Origin of the sequence: Streptomyces sp. NPDC090108 (genome assembly GCF_044747185.1) — a bacterium.
Taxonomy (GTDB): Bacteria; Actinomycetota; Actinomycetes; order Streptomycetales; family Streptomycetaceae; genus Streptomyces.
In genome coordinates, this window is record NZ_JBIVDQ010000013.1 from 32,999 (window position 1) to 54,894 (window position 21,896).

Here is a 21,896-nt window from a genome sequence, read left to right on the forward strand (position 1 = left end):
AGAACGAGTACATGACCGACGACCTGGCGACGACAGCCGTCGCAACGCCGCCCGACGGCGCCCGCCTCCGGACACCGGCGGACGCCGATCTGGCGACGATGCTGCTGATCCGCCACTTCGAGCTCGCCCTCCTCGACCTGTTCGCGCGGGGCGAGCTGCACGGCACGACACACACCTGCCTGGGACAGGAGTACGTCCCCGTCGCACTCGACCCCCTGCTCGACGAGCGCGACTACGTCTTCAGCAACCACCGCGGCCACGGCCACTACATCGCCCGGTCCGGCGACCCCGCCGGCCTGCTCGCGGAGATCATGGGCCGCGAAGGCGCCGTCTGCAACGGCGTCGGCGGCAGCCAGCACGTCCTGCGCGACCGCTACCTGTCCACCGGCGTACAGGGGGAGAGCCTCCCGGTCGCCGCCGGCACCGCCCTCCACCTCAAGCGGCACGAGCCGGGAGCACTCGCCCTCGCCTACGTCGGCGACGGCACCTGGGGCGAGGGCTCCGTCTACGAGGCCCTCAACCTCGCGGCCCTGTGGCGCCTGCCGCTCCTCGTCGTCGTCGAGAACAACGGCATCGCCCAGTCGACCCCCACCGGAGCCCAGATGGCCGGCACGATCCAGGCCCGCGCCGCCGCGTTCGGCATCGCCCACCTGCGCGTCGAGAGCACCAGCCCCGCCGAGATACGCGCCGCCGCCGCACCCCGCCTCGAACGGGTCCGCGACGGCGCCCCGCTGGTCCTGGAGTTCGTCACACACCGGCTCGGCCCGCACAGCAAGGGCGACGACACCCGCACCGAAACGGAACTGCGCCGCGTCCGCGCGGCCGACTGGCACACCCGCTACCGCGAAGCGCTCGGCGAACGGTTCGCACAGGCCGACGCGGCCGCCGCGGCACAGATCGCCCGGCTCGTGGACGACGTGGCCGCGAGGCCCTCGTCGGTCTGGAGCGCCGCGTGAACCCGCGACCGGTACGCGTGGTGGAGAACCTCAACAGCGCGCTGCACGAACACCTGCGCGCCGACTCCCGGCTCTACGTGCTCGGCGAGGACATCGCCGACCCCTACGGCGGAGCCTTCAAGGTGACCCGCGGACTGTCCGACGCCCACCCGGACCGGGTCATCACCACCCCGATCAGCGAGAACGGCATCGTCGGCGTCGCCGCCGGACTCGCCATGACCGGCGACGCGGCGATCGTCGAGATCATGTTCGGCGACTTCGCCGCCCTCGCCTTCGACCAGATCCTCAACTTCGCCAGCAAGTCCGTGTCCATGTACGGACGGCCGCACCCCATGCGCCTGATCGTGCGCTGCCCGTCCGGCGGCGGCCGCGGCTACGGCCCCACCCACAGCCAGAGCCTGCTCAAGCACTTCATCGGGATCCCGGGACTGTCCCTGTTCGAGCTGTCCCCGTTCCACGACAACCGGACCGTCCTGGAACGCATGCTGGCACTGCGCGAACCCTGCGTGTTCATCGAGGACAAGGTCCTCTACACCCGCCGGACGGCCGCCGACGGCCGGGTGGACGACCTGTTCGACTACGACTTCCTCGGCGCCCGCGACACCGCCCCCGCCCAGGTGTACGCCGACGCCGACGGCGACACGGACTGCCTCCTCATCGCACCCGGCGGCATGGCGGAGCGCGCCCTGAGCGCCATGCGCGACCTGCTGCTGCGCCACGAGATCAGCTGCCGGCTCGTCGTCCCCTCCCGGCTCTACCCGGTGGAGACCGAGCCGCTGGTGAACGCGGCCCGGCGCGCCTCCTACGTCTGCGTCGTCGAAGAGAGCACCGCGGGCGGCACCTGGGGCGCGGAGGTCGCGCACGTCCTGCACGAGCGGCTGTGGGGGCGGCTCGACCGGCCCGTCCGGCTCGTCCACTCGGCCGACAGCGTCATCCCGGCCGCCGTCCATCTGGAACGCCAGGTACTGGTCCAGGCCGACACCATCCGCGACGCCGTACTCGCGGACCTGCGGGGGGAAAGGAGCCCGGTGTGACCGACATCGAGGTGCCGAAGTTCAACAGCAACGACACCGCGTACGTGCTCGTCGAATGGCTCGCGGAGGACGGCCAGCAGCTCAAGGAGGGCGACCCCGTCGCCGTGATCGAGACCTCCAAGGCCGCCGACGAACTGTGCTGCGAGCACGACGGCATCCTGCAGCGGCTGGCCGCCGCCCCGGCCGACTGCGCCCAGGGAGACGTCATCGCCCGCCTCTTCGCGACCGAGGCGGACCGGCAGGAGTTCCTGGCCGGCCGCACCGGCGCGCCCACGGCCCCGGACGAGCCCGCCGAACGGCTGCCCACGCTCACCGAACCCGCGCGGCTGCTCGCCGCACAGCACGGCGTCGAACCGGCCGCCCTGGCCCGGCTCGGCCTCAAGGTCGTCCGCGAGTCCGACGTACGCCGGCTGCTGAGCGAGGCCCCGCAGGCCGGCACGGCGACCACGCACACCCCGAACCGGGTGCAGCGCGCGGTGGCCGCCGCGGTCTCCCGCTCCCACCGCGAGATCCCGGCCGCCTTCACCGCCGTCGTCGTCGCCGTCGACCCGGCCCTCGCCGCCGCCAGGGAACTGTCGGAGCGCACGGGAGCGCTCATCGGACTCCCCGAACTGCTCGTGGCCGTACTCGGCGGCCTGCACGGGCGGTTCCCCCTCTGCTACGGCACCCCCACCGACGAGAACACGCTGCTGCTGCCCGAGGCGGCACACGTCGGCGTCACCGTCGACGTCGGGCGGGGCCTGTCCGCGCCGGTCGTCAAGGACGCGGGCGCACGGACCCTCGCCGACATCTCCGGCCTGCTCATGGACTACCGCATCAAGGCCATGCGGGAGGCCTTCCACACGGACGACCTGGACGGCGCCAACATCCTGCTGTCCCTGAACGGCGACGAGGACGTCCTGCTCGCCCAGCCCATCGTCTTCCCCGGCCAGACGTGCGCGGTGTCGCTGGCCGGCGTCCGCCGCGAGGCCGTGTTCGCCGACGACGGCACCGTCACCCCGCGCTCGGTCGCCGTCGTCGGGCTCGCCTACGACCACCGGTTCGTCAACGGCAGCACCGCGGTGGAGTTCCTGAAGGCGGTCAAGCAGGCACTGGAGTCGCCCGCCGCGCTCGGCGCCCGCGACGGGGAGGCGGGCCCGGATGCAGACGGCCGCTGAACGGGACACCCCGGCCGCCGCGGCCGCCGCCGTACGGACCCGCCGCCGCGGCCTGCCGGCGGCCCCGCCCGTCCTGACCGTGGGGCTGCTCGCCACCTACACGATCGACCCGGTCGAGCCGTACCTGCAGGTGCCGCTCGCCGACGCGGACCTGGTCCCCGAGATCGTCGTCGGCCCGTACAACCAGATCATGCCCGAGTGCCTCGACGACCGCGGGCAGACGGCCCGGCTCGACCCCGACGTGCTGGTCGTCGCCCCGCGCTGGGAGGAGATGCCGGACGGCGAGGAGGAGGCCGAACTGCTGCGGCTCGCGGACGCCGCGCGGGCGGCGGCCGACCGCAGGGGCACGTGCCTGGTGTTCGTGCTCCCCGCCCTGCCCCACCTCAGGGGCGGAGCCGCCGACGCCGGCCGCCCCGACGGCATCGCCGCGGCCGCCACGGCCGCCAGACAGCGGCTGCGGGACCGCCTCGCGGGCCACCCCCATGTGCTGGTCGCCGACGCGGAGGAGGCCGTGCGCGACGTCGGGGCACTGCGCGCCCACCACCCGGCCCTCTACGCGTTCGCCCGCATCCCCTACACCGAGGAGGTGTTCTGGCGGCTCGGGCTGGGCATCGCCCGGCTGCTGCGGACCCGCTTCGGCGGCGTCCCCCGCGCCATGGTCCTCGGCGGCGACCTCGTGACCCCGGCGTACGCGGAGGTCCTGCGCGACCCGCTGCTGCGGCTGGGGGAGGCCGGAATGCGCCTCGCCGTGGCCGCGCCGGAGCACCGGGAGCCGTTCCTGGAGGCACTGGCCGGCGACTGGGCGCCGCTGGCGCCGTACCTCGCCGGCGCCTGGCCGGCGCCGGCGGACACCGGGCCGCTGCGCGCGGTGGCCGCGGATCTCGGACCGAGCCTGCTGCTGACCGCGGACCCCCTGCTGGCGGGCGAGGCCGGGGGAGTGGACGGACTGGAGGCGGTGCTCCTCGGCCCGGCCCCCGAGTCCTGGCCGGCGCAGCTGCAGGAGGCCGGCGTCTTCGACCGGCCGCTGGGCGGGCGGCCCGGCCCGGACGGCGCGGCCCCGCCGGTGCCGCCGGGGGAGTCCGCGGGGACGCTGTCGCTGGCGGACTTCGTGGCCGGCCTGGACGTCTCGGTCACGTTCGGCGAGCCGGGGGAGGCCGTGGAGGCCGTCCACCCCAAGGCGGTCGAACTGCTCGCGCGGGCCAAGGACTTCGTGCTCGGCCCCGTGCCCGACGGGTTCGACCCCGCCCGCTTCGCCGGCGACGGCCGGCTGCTGCTCACGGCCGACGTCCGCGACCGGTTCGGCGACTACGGGCTGGGGGCGGTGGCCGCGCTGGAGTTCTCCGCCGGGGTCTGCCGGGTCGAGGTGTTCTCGGTGTCGTGCCCGGTGATGGGCCGCGGTGTCGAGCCGCTCGTCCTCGGCGAGATCGTGGAGATCGCGGGGCGCCGCGGCTGCGCTGCGGTCGAGCTCGTCCTGACCCCCACCGGGCGCAACGGCGTCGCGCTCGAGTTCGCCGCCGAGGCCGAGGACCGCACGTGGCAGGACGGCGGCGGGCGGACGGTCGCGGTGCGGGCGGTGGAGCGCTGATGGCGGGCCGCAGGCCGCTCACCCCGCTGCTGTGGCGGTTCGGCGGCGCCGGTGAGGAGGGGGGCGTGACGTTCGTGCTCGCCCCGTTCGCCGGCGGCAGCGCGTACTCGCTCGCCGATCTGCCGCCCCGGCTGCTGCGGCCGGGCGACACCGCGCTGGTGATCCAGTACCCGGGTCGCGGGCCCCGCATCGGCGAGCCGCACGCCTCCGGCCTGTCCGGGCTGGCGCAGGAGGCCGCCCGGGACATCGTCCGGCACGCCGGCGACGGCCCGCTGGTCCTGGCCGGCCACAGCATGGGCGGTGTGCTGTGCTACGAGATCGCCGCGCTGCTCACGGAGATGGGCCGGCCGCCGGCGTGGGTGGCCGTCTCGGCCGCCCGCCCTCCGGACCGCCAGCGCCTGGACGCGGAGAAGGTGCTCGCGATGGGACGCGGGGAATGGCTCGCCGAGATGGCCGAGGGCGCGGCCGCGGCGGGAGCACCGGCCGGCGCGGACGAATTCGCCGACATGGTGATTCCGGTCATGCGGGCCGACTACCTGATGCTCGCCCGCTACCGGCCCCGGCATGGCCCTCTTTCGGTTCCGCTTCTCGCGCTCGGCGGGGCGGACGACCCATGGGTGAGCGACGGCCATCTCGCGGGCTGGCGGGCCTGGACGACCGCCGGTTTCGGGTACCGGACCCTGCCCGGGGGCCACTTCTACTACCGTGACCAGGGCGCCGAGTTCTGCGGAGCGATACGGAACGGACCATTCCGGGAAGAGGTGAACGCCCGATAAGTTTGCGGGATTTGGAATACCGCCCGCACGCACCTCAAATTCCGTTCCCTTTAAAGTAAAAATATGCCAACCGCATGTATGCTTTCAGAACATGGCCCCCCACGGTGTCGGCATTCTTTCGGGTAATTATGTCCGCATTCTCGGTCAGGTTGGCATCCTTGCCGGAGATGTACCGATCCCCCTGCCCCGGCGCAAGCAGCGCCTCCTGCTGGCATTACTCGCGTTAGAACCCAACAGGCCTGTCCCCTTCTCACGCATCGTCAGCGTCCTGTGGCCCACGGACGCGCCCGCCGGCGCCCGCAACCAGGTCCACGTCCACATCTGCGCCCTGCGCCGGGCCCTGGCGGAGATCACCGGCGGACAGGAATGCCTGGAGACCAGGCACGACGGATACGTGCTCAACGCCCCGCCCGCCGGCATCGACGTCCACGCGTTCGAGCAGGCCGTGGCCAGGAGCGAACGCGCCTCGGCGGCCGGCCGCCTGGCCGAGGCCCACCTCATCCTGTGCGCCGCGCTCGACCTGTGGCACGGAGCGCCCCTGGACGGCCTGGACGGCGTGTTCGCCCTCTCGGAATCCGCACGGCTGCAGGAACGCCGGCAGATGATCCTCGAACGCCGCCTCGACCTCGACCTGGCCATGGGCAGACACGCCGAAGCCCTGGCGGAACTGGCCGGACTCGTCGCCGCCGACCCGCTCCACCAGGGCTTCCAGCGCCGTCGCATCCTCGCCCTGTACTGCTGCGAACGCACCGCCCAGGCCCTGTCCGCGTGCCGCGGGGCCCGCCGCCTGCTCGTCGACGAACTGGGCATCGAAGCGGGCGAACAGATCAACTCGCTGGAACTGGCCCTCCTGCGCGGCGTGCGGGCGGAACAACTGGTGGCCGAGGCCGTCGGCGTCGGATAGCCGTGCGGGCCGGTCACGGCTCGTGACCGGCCCGCACCACCACCGGGGCGGCTACAGCGGCTTGCGCGCCGAGAGGGTCCACGTCAGCGGGATCGGGTCGCCGGGCAGACGCCAGAACCCCTCGTCCTGCGGGTCACGGACCATGGAGGACAGACGCTGCCGGCAGTCCACCGGCACCTCGGTGAACGTCTCGATCTGCAGACCCGCCTGCAGCAGCGCCGTGAACACGGTGGACAGGTTCCACGGCCAGGCGAACTGCTGGTACGGATCGATCTCCTTGGCCTCCTCGTACGCGTCCCCGTAGGTGAGGTTGACCTCGTACTCCCGCACCCCCTTCTCGAACAGCTCCGAGCGCAGCCGCAGTTCACCGTCGACCTCGGCGAACGCGCCGAGGATCGGGTGGATCTCCACGATGTGGAAGACACCGCCGGGCTTGAGGAAGTGCGCGATGATCTTCGCCCAGCCGGCCAGGTCCGGCAGGAGGTTGAGCACCCCGTAGTCGGTGTAGACGATGTCGAAGGAGCTCTTCAGCACCTCGGGCAGGTCGTAGATGTTGGAGTGGACGAAGTCGATGTCCACGTTCAGGCCCCTGGCCAGGTCCCGGCCGATCTCGAGAGCCTGGTCGGCGAAGTCCACCGCGGTGACGTTGGCGCCGCGCCGGGCCCAGGAGATCGCGTTCAGCCCGATGTGGCACTGCAGGTGCAGGAAGTCCTTGCCGGATACGTCACCGAGCGCCTCCAGCTCCAGCGAGCGCAGACTGCTCTTCCCGGCCCGGAAGGTGTCCAGATCGTAGTAGGACGAGTCGATGTGTGCCAGGGCTCGCCGGTTCCAGCCTTCCTGGTTGCTCTGCATGCGGTCGCGGTCAGTGGCGGTGTCCAAGAGAGGCCTCTCTTCGATGTGATGGCCAGCGTCGGTGATGCGTCCTGCCGCCGATCCTCCCCACCACCGCTGACTCCCCACTGAACCGAACCCCGCCCTCGGCCGAGCCGGGTTCCGCTTCCCGGCGCGTCACCACCACCGCCGGGCCTGCTCCTCCCGCCGCCGGGAGGAGCGGGCGACCCCGCGCCTCAGTCCTGGAGAGAGGCGAGCCACGCGATCAGCAGGCGGTTGACCTCCTCGGGACGCTCCTGCTGGACCCAGTGCCCGCAGCCGTCCAGGATGTGGGCGGAGTGCAGGGCGGGGAGGGTGACCGGGTAGGCGTCGATCGCGTCGGCCATCCAGGTCGTGGAAGCGTCCAGGGCGCCGCCGATGAACAGGGACGGCTGCTCGATCGGGGCTCCGCCGTACGGGGCGAGGTCCTCCCAGTCGCGGTCCATGTTGCGGTAGCGGTTGAGGGCCCCGGTCATCCCGGTGCGCTCGAACTCCCCGGCGTACACGTCGAGGTCGTCCTCGGTCAGCCAGGCGGGCAGCCTGCCGCCGGGGAAGCGGTCGCGCAGCCGGCCGCCGGCGCGGGCCACGAAGTGCGGGTCGGGCTCGCCCCGGCCGGGCATGGTGTCGGCGGACATGGCCGCGTAGAAGCCCGCGAGCCAGCCCCGCAGGTCGGGCTCCATCTCCGCTTCGGCCCGGCCGGGCTCCTGGAAGTACGAGACGTAGAACTCCTGGTCGCCGCCCATCCGCGCGAAGACGTCGCTGGGGCGGGGGCCGCCGGGCGGCGCGTAGGGGACGCTCAGCAGTGCGACGGCGCGGAAGACCTCGGGGCGGAGCAGGGCGGAGACCGCCGCGATGCCGGAGCCCCAGTCGTGCCCGACGACCACCGCCCGCTCCTCACCCAGGGCGCGCACCAGGGCGACGTTGTCCTCCACCAGGTCGAGCATCCGGTAGGCGTCCGTCGCGGCCGGCTTGGAGGAGCGGCCGTAGCCGCGCACATCGAGCGCCACGGCCCGGTACCCCGCCGCCGCGAGGGCCGGGAGCTGACGGCGCCAGGAGTACCAGCTCTCGGGGAAGCCGTGGACGAGCAGCACCAGCGGTCCGGTGCCCTGCTCGACCAGGTGCAGACGCCCGGCGGGTGCCTCGATGGTGCGGTGGCGCAGGCCGGCGGACGGCTCGGGCTGGTGCATCGCTTCTCCTCGGTTCACGGGCGGCCGCGGTGACCCACCGATCATGCGGCGCGGCCACCGCGCGGCGCGAACACCTTTGCCGACTCGGCAAACCGACTCGGCAAACCGAGGCGGCACGGCCGCGGCGGGCGGCGCGACGGCGACGGTGACAGCCCCGGACGCGCCGCTGCGGCCGCCCCTCCTCCGCACCGGCACCGGAGGCCACCCGTCAGCCCAACGAGGCGCTCGCCGCACGCAGTTCGTCCAGGGCCGCCAGGATGTACCCGGCGAGCCCGTTCCCGGCTCCACGCTCGTCCTCGGCCCATGCGGCGTACCCCCGCTTGAACGCGAGGACGCCCAGCTCGCCCGCGAGAGCCGCGGTCGGACCGGGTACGCCGCGGGCGAGCAGAGCGGTCGTCATCGCGGCCGCGAGACTCACGGTCTTGAGGGCGTCACGCTCCTGGAGCTCGGTGCTGGCGGCGACGGCCGCCTTCAGGCGGGGGGCGAGCTCGCGGCTCCCGGGGCCCATCGCGGTCGAGGCGCGCTCGAGACCGGCGGCGACCGCCTGGAGCGGGCCGGCGTCACCGGGCGCGTCGGCGATCCCCTCGGCCAGCAGCCGGCTCAGCGTCTCCTGCCCGGCGACCAGCAGCTCGCGCTTGTCGGGGAAGTGCCGGAAGAAGGTGCTCTTGGTGACCCCCGCACGCTCGGCGATCTGCGCGACCGTCGTCGCGTCGTACCCCTGCTCCGTGAACAGGTCCACCGCGGCCACGACGAGGCGTTCACGCGCACCTGGTTCCCATCGACCCATGGGGCCAGCATAAGTGATGGGACTCCTGTCCCATCACCCTGCTACTGTGACGGGACAAGAGTCCCATCACTTCTGGGAGGGTTCCATGCGCGTCTTCGTCACCGGCGGCACCGGCCTGATCGGCTCCGCCGTCGTCGCCGAACTCATCGGCAAGGGCCACACCGTCCTCGCACTGGCCCGCTCCGACGCCTCCGCACAGACCGCCGGGGCAGCCGGCGCCGAGCCGCTGCGCGGAAGCCTCGCCGACCTGGACGTACTGCGCTCCGGCGCCGCCCGGGCCGACGGGGTGATCCACCTGGCCTTCGGCAACGACTTCAGCAGCCCCGAGGCCCTCGCCCGCAACGTCGCCGAGGAGACCGCCGCCCTCACCGCCCTCGGCGAGGAACTCCTCGGCAGCGACCGCCCCCTGGTCACCGTCTCCGGCACGCCCTGGACACCGGGCCGCCCCTCCACCGAGACCGACCCGGTACCGACCGACGGACCGGTCGGCGGCCGCGGCCGCACCGTCACAGCGATCCTGGGCCTGGCCTCACACGGGGTCCGGGCAACGTCCGTACGCCTGCCGCGCACGGTGCACCACGACGGCACGGGCGGCTTCGCCGGCCTGCTGACCGGCATCGCGCGCCGGAGCGGGACCTCCGGCTACCCCGGCGACGGCACACAGCGCTGGCCCGCCGTCCACGCACTCGACGCGGCTGTCCTCTTCCGCCTCGCCCTGGAGAAGGCCGAAGCCGGAACCGCCTGGCACGCCGTGGCCGACGAGGGCGACCGGGTACGGGACATCGCGGCCGTCATCGGCCGACGGCTGGGCCTGCCGGTCGGGCCGGTGCCGGAGGAGACCTACGGCCCGCTCGGCCCGATCTTCACCACCGACCAGCCCTCGTCCAGCACCCGCACCCGGCAGGCACTCGGCTGGGAGCCGGAGCACCCCGGCCTCCTCGCAGACCTGGAGAACATCCGGCCCTGACCGACGCCCTGCGCCCTGCGCCCGGCGCCCGACGCCCTGCGCCCTGCGCCCGACGCCCGGCACCCTGCGCCCCGGGCGCACCCGCCGCCGGCACTCGCACCGACAGCGGCCCCCCGCACCCTTCGTACCCCCCCGCACCACCCGCGCCCACGCGGCAACTCACGTCCACGACAAGCAGGAGGTTCCCTCATGGTGGCAGTCGTCCTAGGCGCTCGCGGCAACGTCGCTCGTCACGTGGCCGATGGCCTGCTGGCCGCCGGCGAACAGGTCAGAGCGGTCAACAGGACCCCCGCCGCGGACCCGGCCCCCGGGTGCGAAACGGTCGTCGCCGACCTGGACCGCCCCGAGACGCTGCCCGCGGCGCTCGACGGCGCCGACCGGATGTTCCTGTACGGCATGCTCGACCCCCACCGGCCCTACGACATCGAGAAGGTCGCCGCGGCGGCCGTCGCCGCGGGGATCCGGCACGTGGTCCTGCTCTCGTCGGTGTCGGTCGTCCTGGACCCCGACGCCCACCACCCGGTCACCCGCCTGAACCGCACGATCGAGCAGGCCCTCCAACGCTCCGGCATGGACTGGACGTTCCTCAGACCGGGGACGTTCGCGGCCAACACCCGCACCTGGTGGGCCGGATCGATCCGCGACCACGACACCGTCCGCCTGCCCTACCCGCTCGCCCAGTCGGCACCGGTGCACGAGAAGGACCTCGCGGCACTGGCGGTGACCGCCCTGACCGAACCGGGCCACGCGCACCAGGCCTACACCGTCCACGGGGCCGAGTCCCTGACCCTGCGACGCCAGGTCGAGCACATCGGCGAGGCCGTCGGCCGCCGCATCCGCGTCGAGCACGTCTCCGAGGAGCAGGCCCGCGCGGAGATCGCCGCCACCATGCACCCGGTCGTGGCCGACGCGATCGTGAGCCAGTGGGCCGCCGCCGACGGCGTCGCGGCCGCGACCTCCGCCATCACCGAGAAGATCACCGGCACCCCGGCACACACCTACGCCCAGTGGGCCGCCGACCACACCGACGACTTCCGCTGAACCCGCCGCCCGGGTCGGCTCTACGAGCCCCGGCCGGCTCTACGCTGCCCGGGCTGCCCCGCCGGCCCAGGCCGCCCGGAGTGGACAGCCGGAGTGCGGGCAATGGCCCACCGGCACCAGTCGCGATTGGCCCAGAGGCTGAGGCTTCACCGTTCGTAGGCTTGGAACGCGACCGGCCCGGTCACCTCTCTTCCGTCGGACACCCGACGCCCGGCAGCGGCAGACCCGGCCCGGCAGGGCAGCCACCGCCGCCACCGCCTTCCCCGCCCAGAAGTGGAACCTCTCATGCAAGCCATCACCGTCCGGGACCGCGATGCCGGTGTCAGCGGTCTGACCCTCTCCGAGCTGCCTCACCCGCACGCCGCCGAGAACGACGTGATCGTGAAGGTCCACGCCGCCGGATTCACCCCGGGCGAGCTGGCCTGGCCCGGCACCTGGACCGACCGGGCCGGCCACGACCGGACCCCGAGCGTGCCGGGCCACGAGCTGTCCGGCGTGGTCACGGAACTCGGCTACGGCACCACGGGCCTGACGGTCGGCCAGCGCGTGTTCGGACTGACCGACTGGACCCGCGACGGCTCACTCGCCCAGTACACGGCGGTGGAGGCCCGCAACCTCGCCCCGCTCCCGGCCGACGTCGACCACATCACGGCCGCCGCGCTGCCGATCTCGGGGCTCACCGCCTACCAGGCCCTGTTCGACCACGCCCGCCTCCTCACCGGCCAGAGCGTGCTCATCCACGGTGCCGCGGGCGGTGTCGGCTCCCTCGCCGTGCAGCTGGCCCGCGAGGCAGGCGCCCGCGTCATCGGCACCGGCCGCTCCGGCGACCGCGCCACCGTACTGGGCCTGGGCGCGCACGCGTTCGTCGACCTCCAGGCCGGGAAACCGGAGGACGCCGGCGAGGTGGACGTCGTCCTCGACGTGATCGGTGGCGAGATCCTCGCACGCTCCGCCGCGCTGGTACGTCCCGGCGGCACCCTGGTCACCATCGCCGAACCGGTCACCGTCCGCCCCCGCGACGGCCGCGCCGTCTTCTTCGTCGTCGAACCCGACCGCATCCGCCTGGCCGACCTCGCCCAGCGCCTGAGGGACGGCCGCCTGAAGCCGGTCATCGGCGCCGTCCGGCCACTCGCCGACGCGGCCTCCGCCTTCTCACCGGACAAGCGCACCCCGGGCAAGACGATCATCCGCGTCGCCGAGGAATGAGCGGCGGCCGGCACCACGGGCCACCCGGCGCTCCGGCACGTTGCCCTACACCTGGGACGAGCGGCCGGGCCGTACGCCCGGACTGCCGGCAGACGACCGGCCGCGAGAAAAGCCGAAGCCCTGAAAGCTGTCGCAGAACAACTTTCAGGACTTCGGCTTCGATCAGACGGGCCGCCCCGCGAGGCCATCGAGCGGAACACCGCTTCGACGCCCGCGGGCAATTCCCGACCGCTCCCCGGACCATGCAGAGCTCGACCAGGTGCGACGCACGCACTCCCGGCCTTCTCTCAGGCGCCGAGAACGAGAGATGACGTCGCCTCAGATGGTCGGCGTGTCGTCAACAGCCGGCTTGTGAACCTCGATGACCGGCTTCCACCCCGAGGTGAACTCGATGAAGTCCGCACGGGTGGGGTAGGTGTCGATCGCGCGACGGTCACGCTTGGGGCTGTCGCCCCCCTTGCGCCCCCGGGGAACCTGCTCCTCGAAGATGTCGACCTTGACGTCGGGAACCTCCTTGAGGCCCTGGCGCCAGATCTGCACGACATCGGCGCCGAACGCCTGCCGGGCCGCGGCGTAAAGGGCCGAGAGGGCCCCCTTGTCCCCGCTGGGGACGAACAGCGCCAGGTCCAGCACGACACCGGCGGACTGGAGGACCTCGATGGTCACCGAGCCGTTCTCGTCGGCCAGGTAGATTCCGGCTTCGTTCTCGTCGTCAGGAAGGCAGGACACCTCTTCCTGGAATACGGTCCGCGCCGTGATCGAGCCACCCTCGAAATTCTCACCGGACTTGGTCAGAAAGGCAGGGACATAGCAGCCGGGAAGCTTGAGTTCTTCCGTGTCGGCGGAAACGAAGATCCTGTCCTTCGTGTCGAGCTCCGTCACCTCTTCCAGAGAGAGGCGGCGGGCGGCTATCTTCTCCGTGTTCACGATTTCCCTTTCAGGTTGCTCTATCCCTCAGAACAAGGACATTACCACGAAAACCTGAGGTCAACTGCTCAGTAATCGTTGGGTAATTGACTTCGAGCGAACCTGCACGGGAAGCCGAAGAGACGAGTCCGGCTCGGCCGGGAACACGCATCCGCCGGGTAGTGTCCCCCGTCATGGCGTTGGGGATCAAATGGCAGTTGCATTTCGGTGCGTTGGGTACCACGCAGGAACTAAAACAGAGTTTACGGTAGATACCACCCATAGCACCTTCAGAACACAAGACGCTCCACCCGCCACCCATCTCAAAGGCACCACGAAAACAGACCGCATGGTCCGACAACACAACAACGGCCCCCCCACCACCACACCCTCTTCGACCAAGCCCTCACCCCAGCCGACCGACGCCCCAGGCCGTACGGCCGGCCACGCGATCCTGAGATGATCTCTGTCATGACGGAGGACCCAGGAAGCCGTATGGGCTGATGGCAGGAACTTGTACGACGCCGTACCCCACCTCGGCACCTTCATCGAGATCATCGGCAGGGACCTGCTCCTGAAGGAGTACTCGCTGGCGCTCACCACGGCTCACGCAGCGGCGCAGATGGTCGTGGAGCAGGCGGAGTCGACCGGGATCCGAGACACGGAAACAGCCCTGCTGGTCGTCCGTACACTCGCCGAGGCGGCGGCCGCCACAGAACGCGCCACCGATGCTTCCCATGCGCCATGAGCCACCGAGCCCGCCTGTGAGCTAGGAGATACCCGTCTCCCTGCCAGAGACGGGAGGGCCGGGAGTCCGCTGCTCCAGCCACCGGATCGTACGAGCGCGGGCAGGGCCCGTTGCTTTGATGGTGAGTTACGAGAACACCTATGACTCAGCGGCGAGAGCACCCTCGATCAGGCATCGGCCACCGGCTCGACAACGGCTGCGTGCAGCGGGCGGATCTCGCGGTGCGGACCCGGCGGCCGATGCACCGGGCTGCTGCAGGAGACCGACCGCCGAACCGAGGACGCGGACAAACACGCCGTGGACCTCGTCCGCGGCCGTGCCGGGCGCCCTGTCGGCGACGTCCTCTTTCGCGAGGAGGGAGAGCGGCGCTGTGCCGCTGAGCAGGAGGCACAGCGGCCGGTGTACAAGCGGTGCAGGGCGAATCACCGACCAGCACTGGGAAGAGGGAAACCACCGCACACGGGACGGCCTTGAACGCCGAGGACGCGTCCGTGTACGGCATTTGCCACGCGGGAGTCGAACGGACTGGCCGGACGGATCAATCGCGCGGCACACTGAGCGGGCACAGAAAGTAACGAGCTAAGGACTGCAAGTGGCCGAGCAGACGGGCAACCCGATCGCCAGCATCCAGACGTCCCATGGAGAGATCCGCGTGAATCTCTTCCCCAACCACGCGCCCAAGACGGTCGCGAACTTCGTGGGGCTCTCCGACGGGTCACGCGAGTACACCGAGAAGAACGCCAAGGGCGAGACCTCGGGCCCCTTCTACGACGGATCGGTGTTTCACCGCGTCATCGACGGCTTCATGCTCCAAGGGGGAGACCCCACCGGCACCGGCCGGGGCGGCCCCGGCTACAAGTTCGCGGACGAGTTCCACCCGGAACTGCAGTTCGACCGCCCCTACCTGCTGGCCATGGCGAACAGCGGCCCCAGCACGAACGGCTCGCAGTTCTTCATCACCGTCGCCCCGACGACCTGGCTGAACTTCAAGCACACGATCTTCGGCGAAGTCGCCGACGAAGACTCGCGCAAAGTCGTGGACTCCATCGCCACCACGACCGTCGGGACAGGAGACCGGCCCGTCGACGACGTTGTCATCGAGTCGATCCGCGTCAGCTGAGAACGACACCCCGGTGAGGCACCGCAACCCCTCCCGCGGTGCCCACCCTCAAGGGCGACACCCGGTCGCCCCCGCGCCTACGGAGATGGTCCGCACCCCGACGACGTACGACCACCGACGCACGAGTCGCCCCCCGCCGGCCCAACGCCCCTACGCCCGCCTCCCCCCGCGCGCAGAGGCGGACCTGAGGCCCGCGCAGACCTGAAGCCCGCGGACATGCCCGCGCCCGCCCGGCGAGGCGCCGGGCGGGCGCGTGAGGTGGTCCCGCAAGGTCTTCGACAGCGGGACCGGGCGCGGCGGGTCACGCCCTGCGGCGGCGGACGACGAGCCACGTCAGGGCCGCCACGCCGGTGAGGCCGAGAAGCAGACCGCGCCGGTCACGGGTGAACCGGGCCCCCTGCGCCGCTGTCGTCCGTATCGGCTCAGGTGCCTTCTCCTGCCAGAGCCGGGCCGTCTCCCCGGCAGCGAGGGCGGCCTTCTCCTTCACCGGCTGGGGAAGCCGCTCCTCCACGCGGGCGGCGACCTCGGCAGCCTTGACCTTGAGTTCCCCGGCTTTGACCACGGCCTGCTCCTTCACCTCCGCGGCCTTGACCGTCGCCTGTTCCTTGACCACCGCGGCCTTCGCGCTCGCCTGGACCTTCGCCTCGGCCGCCTTCGCGGCTGCCTGATCCCTGGCGACGGCCGCCTTGGCTCCGGCCTGCTGCCTGACCTCGGTGGCCTTCTCCTGGGCGCGGGCCTTGACATCGGCCTTGGCCGCGAGGGCCTCCACGGTCCGGCCCAGTTCCTGCCGGGTGTGTTCGACCTGCTCGCGCAGCTCTTCGGGGGAGTTCGCGGTCGGTTCGTCGTGGGGCGGCTGGGTCATCGCTGCGCACTCTCCTTGATCTCGGCCACGTCGGCCTTCACGTTCTCGATCGTCTCCCGGGGCGCGGGCGGCGCGGCCCGGGTGATCTCCTTCTTTCCGGTGGCCGCCATCAAGGCGGCGGTCGCGCCGAGCACCGCGGTCACGACCAGAGCTGACGCCCACACCGAGAGGACCAGCGCGAGCGCGGCGATCGCGGTGGCGACCAGCGCCTCCAACGTCAGGAATCCGACGACGCCGGCGCCGCCGAACAGGCCGCCGCCCTTGCCGTACCGCCTGCCCTTCTCCTTCATCTCCGCCTGGGCCAGGCGCATTTCGCTGCGCACCAGCTCGGTGAGCTGCTGCGAGGCGCGCTGCACCAGCTCGCCCACCGGCTCCGGTTCCGGCGACGGCCGGACCGCGTCCTGCTGCGGCCGCGTGGCCGACATGGAGATCACCTCCTGTGATTCGTTCTCTTCAGTACGGCGCGCACGCGGCGAGGGGCGCCCGCGCGCAGCTCCGTATCTCCGATGCCGTTCGCTTCGTTGCGCGGGTACCCCGGAACACCCCTTTCAGGGCACCGATTTCCGAGAGCCCCGCTGGTGGGGCACCCGTGGCCGACGGTCAGCGCGGCGCCCCGGCGACGGCGTCCGGGCCCGCCGGTCCGGTGGACCCGGGCCCGTCCGCCGACGCGGTGCAGCGGGTGCGGGAAGCGACCGAGATCCTGCGGCGCCAGCTGAAGCGGCCGGGCGGCTACCCCCGGCACCGCCGGCCTCGCCCACTTCGACCACAGCGCGACAGCAGGTTCGCTGTGCTGGGGCAAGGACGAACAGGCCGGACTGGATTCCGTACACGAGACAGCCGAATGACCGGCCGATCCACTTGATAGAGACCGCGATGCGGGCTCGGTGCGACACGACGCCCGTACCAGCACATAACAGGGGCCCGGTCTCATGAGACCGGGCCCCTGCGCTTCGTAGCGGGGACAGGATTTGAACCTGCGACCTCTGGGTTATGAGCCCAGCGAGCTACCGAGCTGCTCCACCCCGCGTCGGTAGGACCACCATACCCCGACCGAAGGCCCCCCTCGCCCACCCCACCCGGCTCGCCGCCCAGCACCCGGCCGCCGCCCAGCGTCCCGCCGTCATCCGATGCCCGCACCGTACGGCCCGCACCGCGTCCGGCCCGCGTTCTGCGATTCCGCCGCCAAGCGTCGGACGCCATCACCAGCGAAGCCGAGCTCCCCGCCCTGGTCATCGTTTCCGTCGACCCCGATGCCGACGAGCCGCTTCCCGGTGACAGCAGGGTGACAGCGTTGAAGACCGTGGTCGTGGCCGCCTTCATCGAGATGCGCGGGGACGACTTCCCGCAGCCGGCCGCCCAGACCAACGCGCACAGCTGCTCCCCACCCGCACAGGGATGGTCCCCGGCCGACGAACACCGCAGCCTGTCCCACCCCGTGTCTTCGGCGGGTGCGGGGATGGTCCCCCTGGCCCGTCCGGCTACACCTTGGCCCATTCGACACCGAGTTCGGCAAGGTCGGCACGCTGCGCATCCGAGAGCTTCCCCCACCGGGTTCTGGTGTTCGAAACCCACACGCCCAACCTCACGACCACCGGCCCAGCCGCGCCTTCCACTACGACCTCTTCAACATGGCCGCGCGGCACCGGCCGATGGACACCCTCACGTTCGACCCACTGCCTGAGTGCCACCAGGCCACGCTGGAACGCGTGTTGCGCCTTCTCCGGCCCCTTCGCCGCACGACCGGCGGCCAGAGTGGGAGCCGACACCGGGTCGGGCTGGACACCCAACCCAGTCAGCCGCTCCCGCTGCCCGGGAAGGAGCCGCGCCCAACTACCTGAACTCTTCTGCCGCTGGAGCCACGTACCCAGGTCGTCCCCCTCGAAGACGACACCCGGCGCAATCACCGGCAGGAGACCGTCGGCATCGACCAAGTCGGCAAGGACCCGATAATGGCGTTGCCAGTTCAACGACCACACACAGTCCCAGTCCGCATCGATCGCCGCCAACTGCTCCGCGCGCCCCTGCGCCCGCTCCGGATCCTTCCCGAGGCCGCCTTTGCGGCGGAGGTTGGCCATGTACTGCCCGATGGGCACCAGGCCCTCGACTTCGCTCTCGCCCCACACCGCGTCCTGCCGTGGCGCGAGGTGCCCCGTCACCCGCCGGAACGACCGCAGCGCGGCCAGCTTCGCCTCCCACGCTTCCTCGCCCGGCTCCCACACCATCCCGGCCTCCGGCAGGTCGAGCAGCGTCTTGCGTCGCTCCTCCAGCTCACCCGCCCGCAGCGCCTTCCTCTGCTGATGCACCCACCGCCCCAGCGGGAAGTCCTTCGTGACCCCGACCTCGACCTCCACGTCGTACGGGACGGCGTGGACGCCGGTGATCCCGTTCACCTTCCGCCAGCGCACCAGAGCCTGATAGCCCTCCAGCCACACCAGGGACTCCGGCCGGTAGACCCGGGTCCGCAGGAACGCCGCGATGGTCGCCGCGTCCCGCGGGCCGGAGAAGTGCAGCAGGGCCGACTCGGCAACAGCACCTGTGCCAGCGCCGTCACACTCATGGTCTTCACCCTCGCTCCCGCCGCCGGCCCCGACGATCCGCCCGTCCTCATCCCGCTGCACATGGACGGTGCGCCTGCCACTGGTGAGCGCGCGGGAGGCGAGCTGCTCGACCAGCCGCTCATCATGACTGCGCAGCCCCTGGAGCACCGCCACGAGCGGCCTGAAGCTCGCGGAGGCGACCATGTCGGCAGGGTCCTCGCCGGGCTCCAGGAACACCGGCACGATGATCCGCGCGACCTTCGTGCTGCCGTCCTTGTTGAGTCGCAGCGCCCGGCCGATGTTCTGCACGATCTCCACCTGCGAGCCACGGGTGTCCGCGAAACAGACCGCATCGACACCGCGCTCGCCGGTGATGTCCACGCCCTCCCCGAGCACACGACAACTCGCCAGGAACGCCCGGTGCACCCGCCGCCCGGCCACGTCGACACCGTTCGCGAACTGCCGCAACACCTCACGCCGCTCAGACACGAGGTGGTCGCCACACAGCCACGCCGACCACACCCGGTCCGACGGGACGTGACGGCCTGCCTCAAGCTCATAGAACCCCGCACCGATGGAAGACCCCGGCAGCTTGTCCGCAGCGGCCAGATCCTCATCACGGACACCGCTGACATACAGTTCCGCCGCGGTCTCCGGCAGCCTCTCCGCGAACGCGGCCGCCTCCTCAACCTTCTGGTGGAACGTCATGACGGTCCGCAGGTTGTATGCCGCAGCGTGCTCCAGGAGCGCCGTCTGCAACAGAGCCAGGCGCCGCCCGCGCCGGGCCGCCTCTGACTCCCCGATCACGGGGGAGGGATCGCGGATCTCCAGCACATCGATCTCGAACCCGGCCAGGATCTCCCGCTCGATAGCTTCCGACAGACTGAGCTCCGCGAGCCACGCACCGTACGTCCCGTTCGGATCGTCGGCCATGGACGCGATCTCCGTCTCCTGGCCCTCCGCGCCCTTCTGAGGACGGGGAGCGGCGAGGATGCGCGGGGTCGCGGTCAGGTAGAGCCGGAAGCCGGCGGGGATCCGCTGGTTGTCATGGACCGCCGCCCAGGAACGACCAAGATCACCGGCAGTCGAGTGGGCCTCGTCCACGATGGCGAGGTCGAAGCCGCTCATTCGCTGCCCGTACAGCCGCTCTCCACCCGCCAGAGCGGCCTCCAGCGGCCCGCGGACACGCCCCTGACCGAACAGGTCCTCCGGATCCTCACGGTCCACGAGAGAGGCGTACGTGGCGAACACGACCACGGGCCCTGTCCCCGCCCACAGGGCGAGCTGGATCGGGTTGGTGGTGGTCCGCACTCCCAGCGAGTCGAGGACCGCGTCGTTGTCCAGCGAGCACACCGCGACCATCGGCGCCCGATGCCCCACCATCCGCCATGCCTGCGCGGTCTGCACGAGCAGGTCCAGAGTCGGCACGGTGACAAGGACCCGTCCGTCCGCGAACGACTCCAGCGCACACGCGGCCGCGGTGATCGTCTTCCCCGACCCGGTCGCTGACACGATCGTGCCCCGTACCCCCTCCGGAGGCACGGAAGACCTTGCAGGGAATCCGACCCAGTTCCGGAATCTCTTTTTCTGTTCCACTTGATGTTCTCGGAGCTGAATCAAAAGAGTTCTCCGGGTCCAGGAAGTGCTTGCTCCACAGAAATAATCCGGTATCCACCACGCTGGTAGAGGCCACCGTCTCTTCCGTGGACCGCCCAAGCCTGCTCGACGGCCCGCTCAGGAGATGGAGACATCAGATGGAGCCTGAGGACCGGCAGGCCGGCAGAGGAACCGGAAACGGATTGAGCGTCGATCCGGTAGACCCGATACCGCGCGATCGCCACCACGTCAGCTCCTGACCGCTCGGCCTCCGCGACATCCCTCACAAGCCGCTGTACCCGCTGATGTTCATAGCGGACAACACGCGAGTCACGAGACGGCACGTACACCGGCATCTGCCCGTCGCCCGTCACACTCGCGATCGGCTCCCACTGACGACACCGCCACAGCGCGATACACAGCTCACTCAAACTATGCGGTTCAGGCGCAGCCACCCGCGCCCTCCCCACCCGCTCGAGAGTCAGCCGCACTTCAGCACCGACTCGACTGCGATCGAGCCCAGCGGCTTTCGCAGCCACTCCGAGACGGACAAGCTCATGCGGAAGATACTCGTAGACAACCACACACACCGCCTCTCCCGGGTATCAGCCCATTACGCCAATGCTACATGCTGCATCACATCAAGATGCAGACACGCCACCCCCCCCACCGAACCCCTCGCCCCCTGCAGACTCTCCCCACAAGCCGGCTCAGACCTTGATGGTCACGACACATTCGGGGTACCCGCCCCCTCATGGCACCGAAGACTGATCACATCACGCTCCTGCGGGCCGTACGACAACTGCACCGCGTCCGCTCCCTCTACGCCATAGGCGCCCTACTGTGGGCAGCATCCGCCGCCTGGACCGGATGGCAGACACCCGGAAGTCGACAGATGTGGGTCTCCGTCCTCCTCCTGACCGTCTTCACCGCACTCTTCACCACCGCCAGCCTGTCACTGCGACACCTCCCCACACCCGCAACAGACCAGCCCGCACACCACGCCGCCCCAAACAAGCAGGCACGCACCCGTCACGCCCACGCCTGAGGGGACCAGTCAACGCATCGGTACTGTCGGCCAGCTCCTGGCGGGCGCGCTACGAGATTCCAACGGAGCCGCCTACGCCTGCGAGAGCGGGGCATACGGGCTTCAGCCTTCGAAAGGAGCCCCACCATGCTCGGCATAGTCGCAGCAGTGCTGTTCTTCGCATCGTTCCTGATCAACGCAGCTGTCATCAGCACCAACCACACGTTCTCGTCAGTCAACGTCATGCTCCTGGGTCTGACTGCCCTTGCCCTGCACGTTGCGGGAATCGGCAGCACCTGGTCCCGCAGACGCTGACTCGGCATCAAAAGAAGGAAGCCGGAGGGGCCAGCACCCACCCTCGCCTGCTGCGCTCTCGGGCCGCAGGCCCGCCGCGCCGGCCCCGCACCGCGGGGCCGGCCCTAGTGGCGCACAGCGCCACTAGGGCCGAAGCGCAGCGAAGGCCCCCTGCGGGGGCGCAGCCCCCGCAGCTCCGAGAGCGCAGCGAACGGAGCGTCAGCTTCCTTGCGAAGCAAGGAAGCTGACGCTCACGCGAAGCGTGAGCCCAACCCCCGCGCGCAGCGCGGGGGTTCGCTTTCATATCGCGCAGCGATATGGGACCCGCTCCGCGGG

19 protein-coding genes and 1 tRNA gene are annotated in these 21,896 nt (G+C 71.2%); 12 read left to right on the plus strand and 8 right to left on the minus strand.

Translation table 11 applies throughout. The features are described 5' to 3' along the window. Window positions 1–11: 11 nt before the first annotated feature. The 6 genes from ACIPRD_RS32150 to ACIPRD_RS32175 all read left to right on the plus strand — a co-directional run bounded on the left by ACIPRD_RS32150 (window position 12) and on the right by ACIPRD_RS32175 (window position 6,412). Window positions 12–956 carry a thiamine pyrophosphate-dependent dehydrogenase E1 component subunit alpha gene (locus tag ACIPRD_RS32150; protein WP_356409661.1) on the plus strand — a complete coding sequence of 315 codons (945 nt, stop codon included), beginning with the start codon at window positions 12–14 and terminating at the stop codon, window positions 954–956. Next, window positions 953–1,990, plus strand: a complete 1,038-nt coding sequence (locus ACIPRD_RS32155) for a transketolase C-terminal domain-containing protein (protein WP_356409658.1) — start codon at window positions 953–955, stop codon at window positions 1,988–1,990. The genes ACIPRD_RS32150 and ACIPRD_RS32155 overlap by 4 nt, the downstream gene beginning before the upstream one ends. After that, complete coding sequence (locus ACIPRD_RS32160) at window positions 1,987–3,147, plus strand: 2-oxo acid dehydrogenase subunit E2 (protein WP_401568221.1); 1,161 nt, start codon at window positions 1,987–1,989, stop codon at window positions 3,145–3,147. The genes ACIPRD_RS32155 and ACIPRD_RS32160 overlap by 4 nt, the downstream gene beginning before the upstream one ends. Continuing rightward, window positions 3,131–4,732 carry a hypothetical protein gene (locus ACIPRD_RS32165; protein ID WP_401568224.1) on the plus strand — a complete coding sequence of 534 codons (1,602 nt, stop codon included), beginning with the start codon at window positions 3,131–3,133 and terminating at the stop codon, window positions 4,730–4,732. The genes ACIPRD_RS32160 and ACIPRD_RS32165 overlap by 17 nt, the downstream gene beginning before the upstream one ends. After that, complete coding sequence (locus ACIPRD_RS32170; protein WP_401568226.1) at window positions 4,732–5,508, plus strand: thioesterase II family protein; 777 nt, start codon at window positions 4,732–4,734, stop codon at window positions 5,506–5,508. Before ACIPRD_RS32165 ends, ACIPRD_RS32170 begins: the two co-directional genes overlap by 1 nt. A 91-nt stretch (window positions 5,509–5,599) precedes the next feature. Next, window positions 5,600–6,412, plus strand: coding sequence for an AfsR/SARP family transcriptional regulator (locus tag ACIPRD_RS32175; RefSeq protein ID WP_356409646.1), 813 nt, complete (start codon window positions 5,600–5,602; stop codon window positions 6,410–6,412). Window positions 6,413–6,463: 51 nt separating this feature from the next. On the opposite strand, the gene ACIPRD_RS32180 is transcribed toward ACIPRD_RS32175, so the two are convergent. The 3 genes from ACIPRD_RS32180 to ACIPRD_RS32190 all read right to left on the minus strand — a co-directional run bounded on the left by ACIPRD_RS32180 (window position 6,464) and on the right by ACIPRD_RS32190 (window position 9,256). Then, complete coding sequence (locus ACIPRD_RS32180) at window positions 6,464–7,291, minus strand: methyltransferase domain-containing protein (RefSeq protein WP_356409643.1); 828 nt, start codon at window positions 7,289–7,291, stop codon at window positions 6,464–6,466. A gap of 188 nt (window positions 7,292–7,479) precedes the next feature. Next, window positions 7,480–8,469, minus strand: coding sequence for an alpha/beta fold hydrolase (locus tag ACIPRD_RS32185; protein ID WP_401568229.1), 990 nt, complete (start codon window positions 8,467–8,469; stop codon window positions 7,480–7,482). A gap of 208 nt (window positions 8,470–8,677) precedes the next feature. Beyond that, window positions 8,678–9,256 (minus strand): helix-turn-helix domain-containing protein, encoded by a 579-nt coding sequence (locus ACIPRD_RS32190; protein WP_356409638.1) that lies wholly within the window; start codon window positions 9,254–9,256, stop codon window positions 8,678–8,680. Window positions 9,257–9,341: 85 nt separating this feature from the next. On the opposite strand from ACIPRD_RS32190, the gene ACIPRD_RS32195 reads away from it, so the two are divergent. From ACIPRD_RS32195 to ACIPRD_RS32205, 3 genes are all read left to right on the plus strand, one after another. After that, window positions 9,342–10,223, plus strand: coding sequence for an SDR family oxidoreductase (locus ACIPRD_RS32195; protein ID WP_401568248.1), 882 nt, complete (start codon window positions 9,342–9,344; stop codon window positions 10,221–10,223). Between the two features lie 189 nt (window positions 10,224–10,412). Next, window positions 10,413–11,264, plus strand: a complete 852-nt coding sequence (locus ACIPRD_RS32200; protein ID WP_356409635.1) for an NAD(P)H-binding protein — start codon at window positions 10,413–10,415, stop codon at window positions 11,262–11,264. Window positions 11,265–11,549: 285 nt separating this feature from the next. After that, window positions 11,550–12,470, plus strand: a complete 921-nt coding sequence (locus tag ACIPRD_RS32205; protein ID WP_356409632.1) for an NADP-dependent oxidoreductase — start codon at window positions 11,550–11,552, stop codon at window positions 12,468–12,470. A 318-nt stretch (window positions 12,471–12,788) separates the two neighbouring features. Here ACIPRD_RS32205 and ACIPRD_RS32210 read toward each other — a convergent pair whose 3' ends face one another. Further along, entirely contained in the window at window positions 12,789–13,397 is a 609-nt protein-coding gene (locus ACIPRD_RS32210; protein ID WP_356409629.1) for a hypothetical protein, read from the minus strand. Window positions 13,398–13,890: 493 nt separating this feature from the next. Between ACIPRD_RS32210 and ACIPRD_RS32215 the strand changes: the two genes are divergently transcribed. Then, a complete protein-coding gene (locus ACIPRD_RS32215) occupies window positions 13,891–14,124 on the plus strand; it encodes a hypothetical protein (protein WP_401568235.1) in 234 nt (77 codons plus the stop codon). A gap of 592 nt (window positions 14,125–14,716) precedes the next feature. Continuing rightward, window positions 14,717–15,244, plus strand: a complete 528-nt coding sequence (locus ACIPRD_RS32220; RefSeq protein WP_401568237.1) for a peptidylprolyl isomerase — start codon at window positions 14,717–14,719, stop codon at window positions 15,242–15,244. A gap of 301 nt (window positions 15,245–15,545) precedes the next feature. On the opposite strand, the gene ACIPRD_RS32225 is transcribed toward ACIPRD_RS32220, so the two are convergent. The 4 genes from ACIPRD_RS32225 to ACIPRD_RS32240 all read right to left on the minus strand — a co-directional run bounded on the left by ACIPRD_RS32225 (window position 15,546) and on the right by ACIPRD_RS32240 (window position 20,263). Further along, entirely contained in the window at window positions 15,546–16,106 is a 561-nt protein-coding gene (locus ACIPRD_RS32225; protein ID WP_401568240.1) for a DUF3618 domain-containing protein, read from the minus strand. Then, the gene (locus ACIPRD_RS32230; RefSeq protein ID WP_401568243.1) at window positions 16,103–16,531 is read right to left on the minus strand and encodes a phage holin family protein; all 429 of its coding nucleotides are present in this window, start codon (window positions 16,529–16,531) and stop codon (window positions 16,103–16,105) included. Before ACIPRD_RS32230 ends, ACIPRD_RS32225 begins: the two co-directional genes overlap by 4 nt. A gap of 528 nt (window positions 16,532–17,059) precedes the next feature. Further along, window positions 17,060–17,133: transfer RNA gene (locus ACIPRD_RS32235), tRNA-Met, on the minus strand. A 451-nt stretch (window positions 17,134–17,584) separates the two neighbouring features. Further along, window positions 17,585–20,263: a Helicase associated domain protein gene (locus ACIPRD_RS32240; RefSeq protein ID WP_401568246.1), complete on the minus strand. Its 2,679-nt coding sequence runs from the start codon at window positions 20,261–20,263 to the stop codon at window positions 17,585–17,587. Window positions 20,264–21,413: 1,150 nt separating this feature from the next. Between ACIPRD_RS32240 and ACIPRD_RS32245 the strand changes: the two genes are divergently transcribed. Then, window positions 21,414–21,581 (plus strand): hypothetical protein, encoded by a 168-nt coding sequence (locus tag ACIPRD_RS32245; protein WP_356409605.1) that lies wholly within the window; start codon window positions 21,414–21,416, stop codon window positions 21,579–21,581. Window positions 21,582–21,896 lie beyond the last annotated feature (315 nt).

What these genes read in the sequence shown, in the direction of transcription:
- ACIPRD_RS32150 (WP_356409661.1), top strand. Translation starts at nt 12, where the DNA reads ATGACCGACGACCTGGCGACGACAGCCGTCGCAACGCCGCCCGACGGC.
- ACIPRD_RS32205 (WP_356409632.1), top strand. Translation starts at nt 11,550, where the DNA reads ATGCAAGCCATCACCGTCCGGGACCGCGATGCCGGTGTCAGCGGTCTG.
- ACIPRD_RS32185 (WP_401568229.1), bottom strand. Translation starts at nt 8,469, where the DNA reads ATGCACCAGCCCGAGCCGTCCGCCGGCCTGCGCCACCGCACCATCGAG.
- ACIPRD_RS32170 (WP_401568226.1), top strand. Translation starts at nt 4,732, where the DNA reads ATGGCGGGCCGCAGGCCGCTCACCCCGCTGCTGTGGCGGTTCGGCGGC.
- ACIPRD_RS32165 (WP_401568224.1), top strand. Translation starts at nt 3,131, where the DNA reads ATGCAGACGGCCGCTGAACGGGACACCCCGGCCGCCGCGGCCGCCGCC.
- ACIPRD_RS32200 (WP_356409635.1), top strand. Translation starts at nt 10,413, where the DNA reads ATGGTGGCAGTCGTCCTAGGCGCTCGCGGCAACGTCGCTCGTCACGTG.
- ACIPRD_RS32225 (WP_401568240.1), bottom strand. Translation starts at nt 16,106, where the DNA reads ATGACCCAGCCGCCCCACGACGAACCGACCGCGAACTCCCCCGAAGAG.
- ACIPRD_RS32190 (WP_356409638.1), bottom strand. Translation starts at nt 9,256, where the DNA reads ATGGGTCGATGGGAACCAGGTGCGCGTGAACGCCTCGTCGTGGCCGCG.
- ACIPRD_RS32245 (WP_356409605.1), top strand. Translation starts at nt 21,414, where the DNA reads ATGCTCGGCATAGTCGCAGCAGTGCTGTTCTTCGCATCGTTCCTGATC.
- ACIPRD_RS32195 (WP_401568248.1), top strand. Translation starts at nt 9,342, where the DNA reads ATGCGCGTCTTCGTCACCGGCGGCACCGGCCTGATCGGCTCCGCCGTC.
- ACIPRD_RS32175 (WP_356409646.1), top strand. Translation starts at nt 5,600, where the DNA reads ATGGCCCCCCACGGTGTCGGCATTCTTTCGGGTAATTATGTCCGCATT.
- ACIPRD_RS32230 (WP_401568243.1), bottom strand. Translation starts at nt 16,531, where the DNA reads ATGTCGGCCACGCGGCCGCAGCAGGACGCGGTCCGGCCGTCGCCGGAA.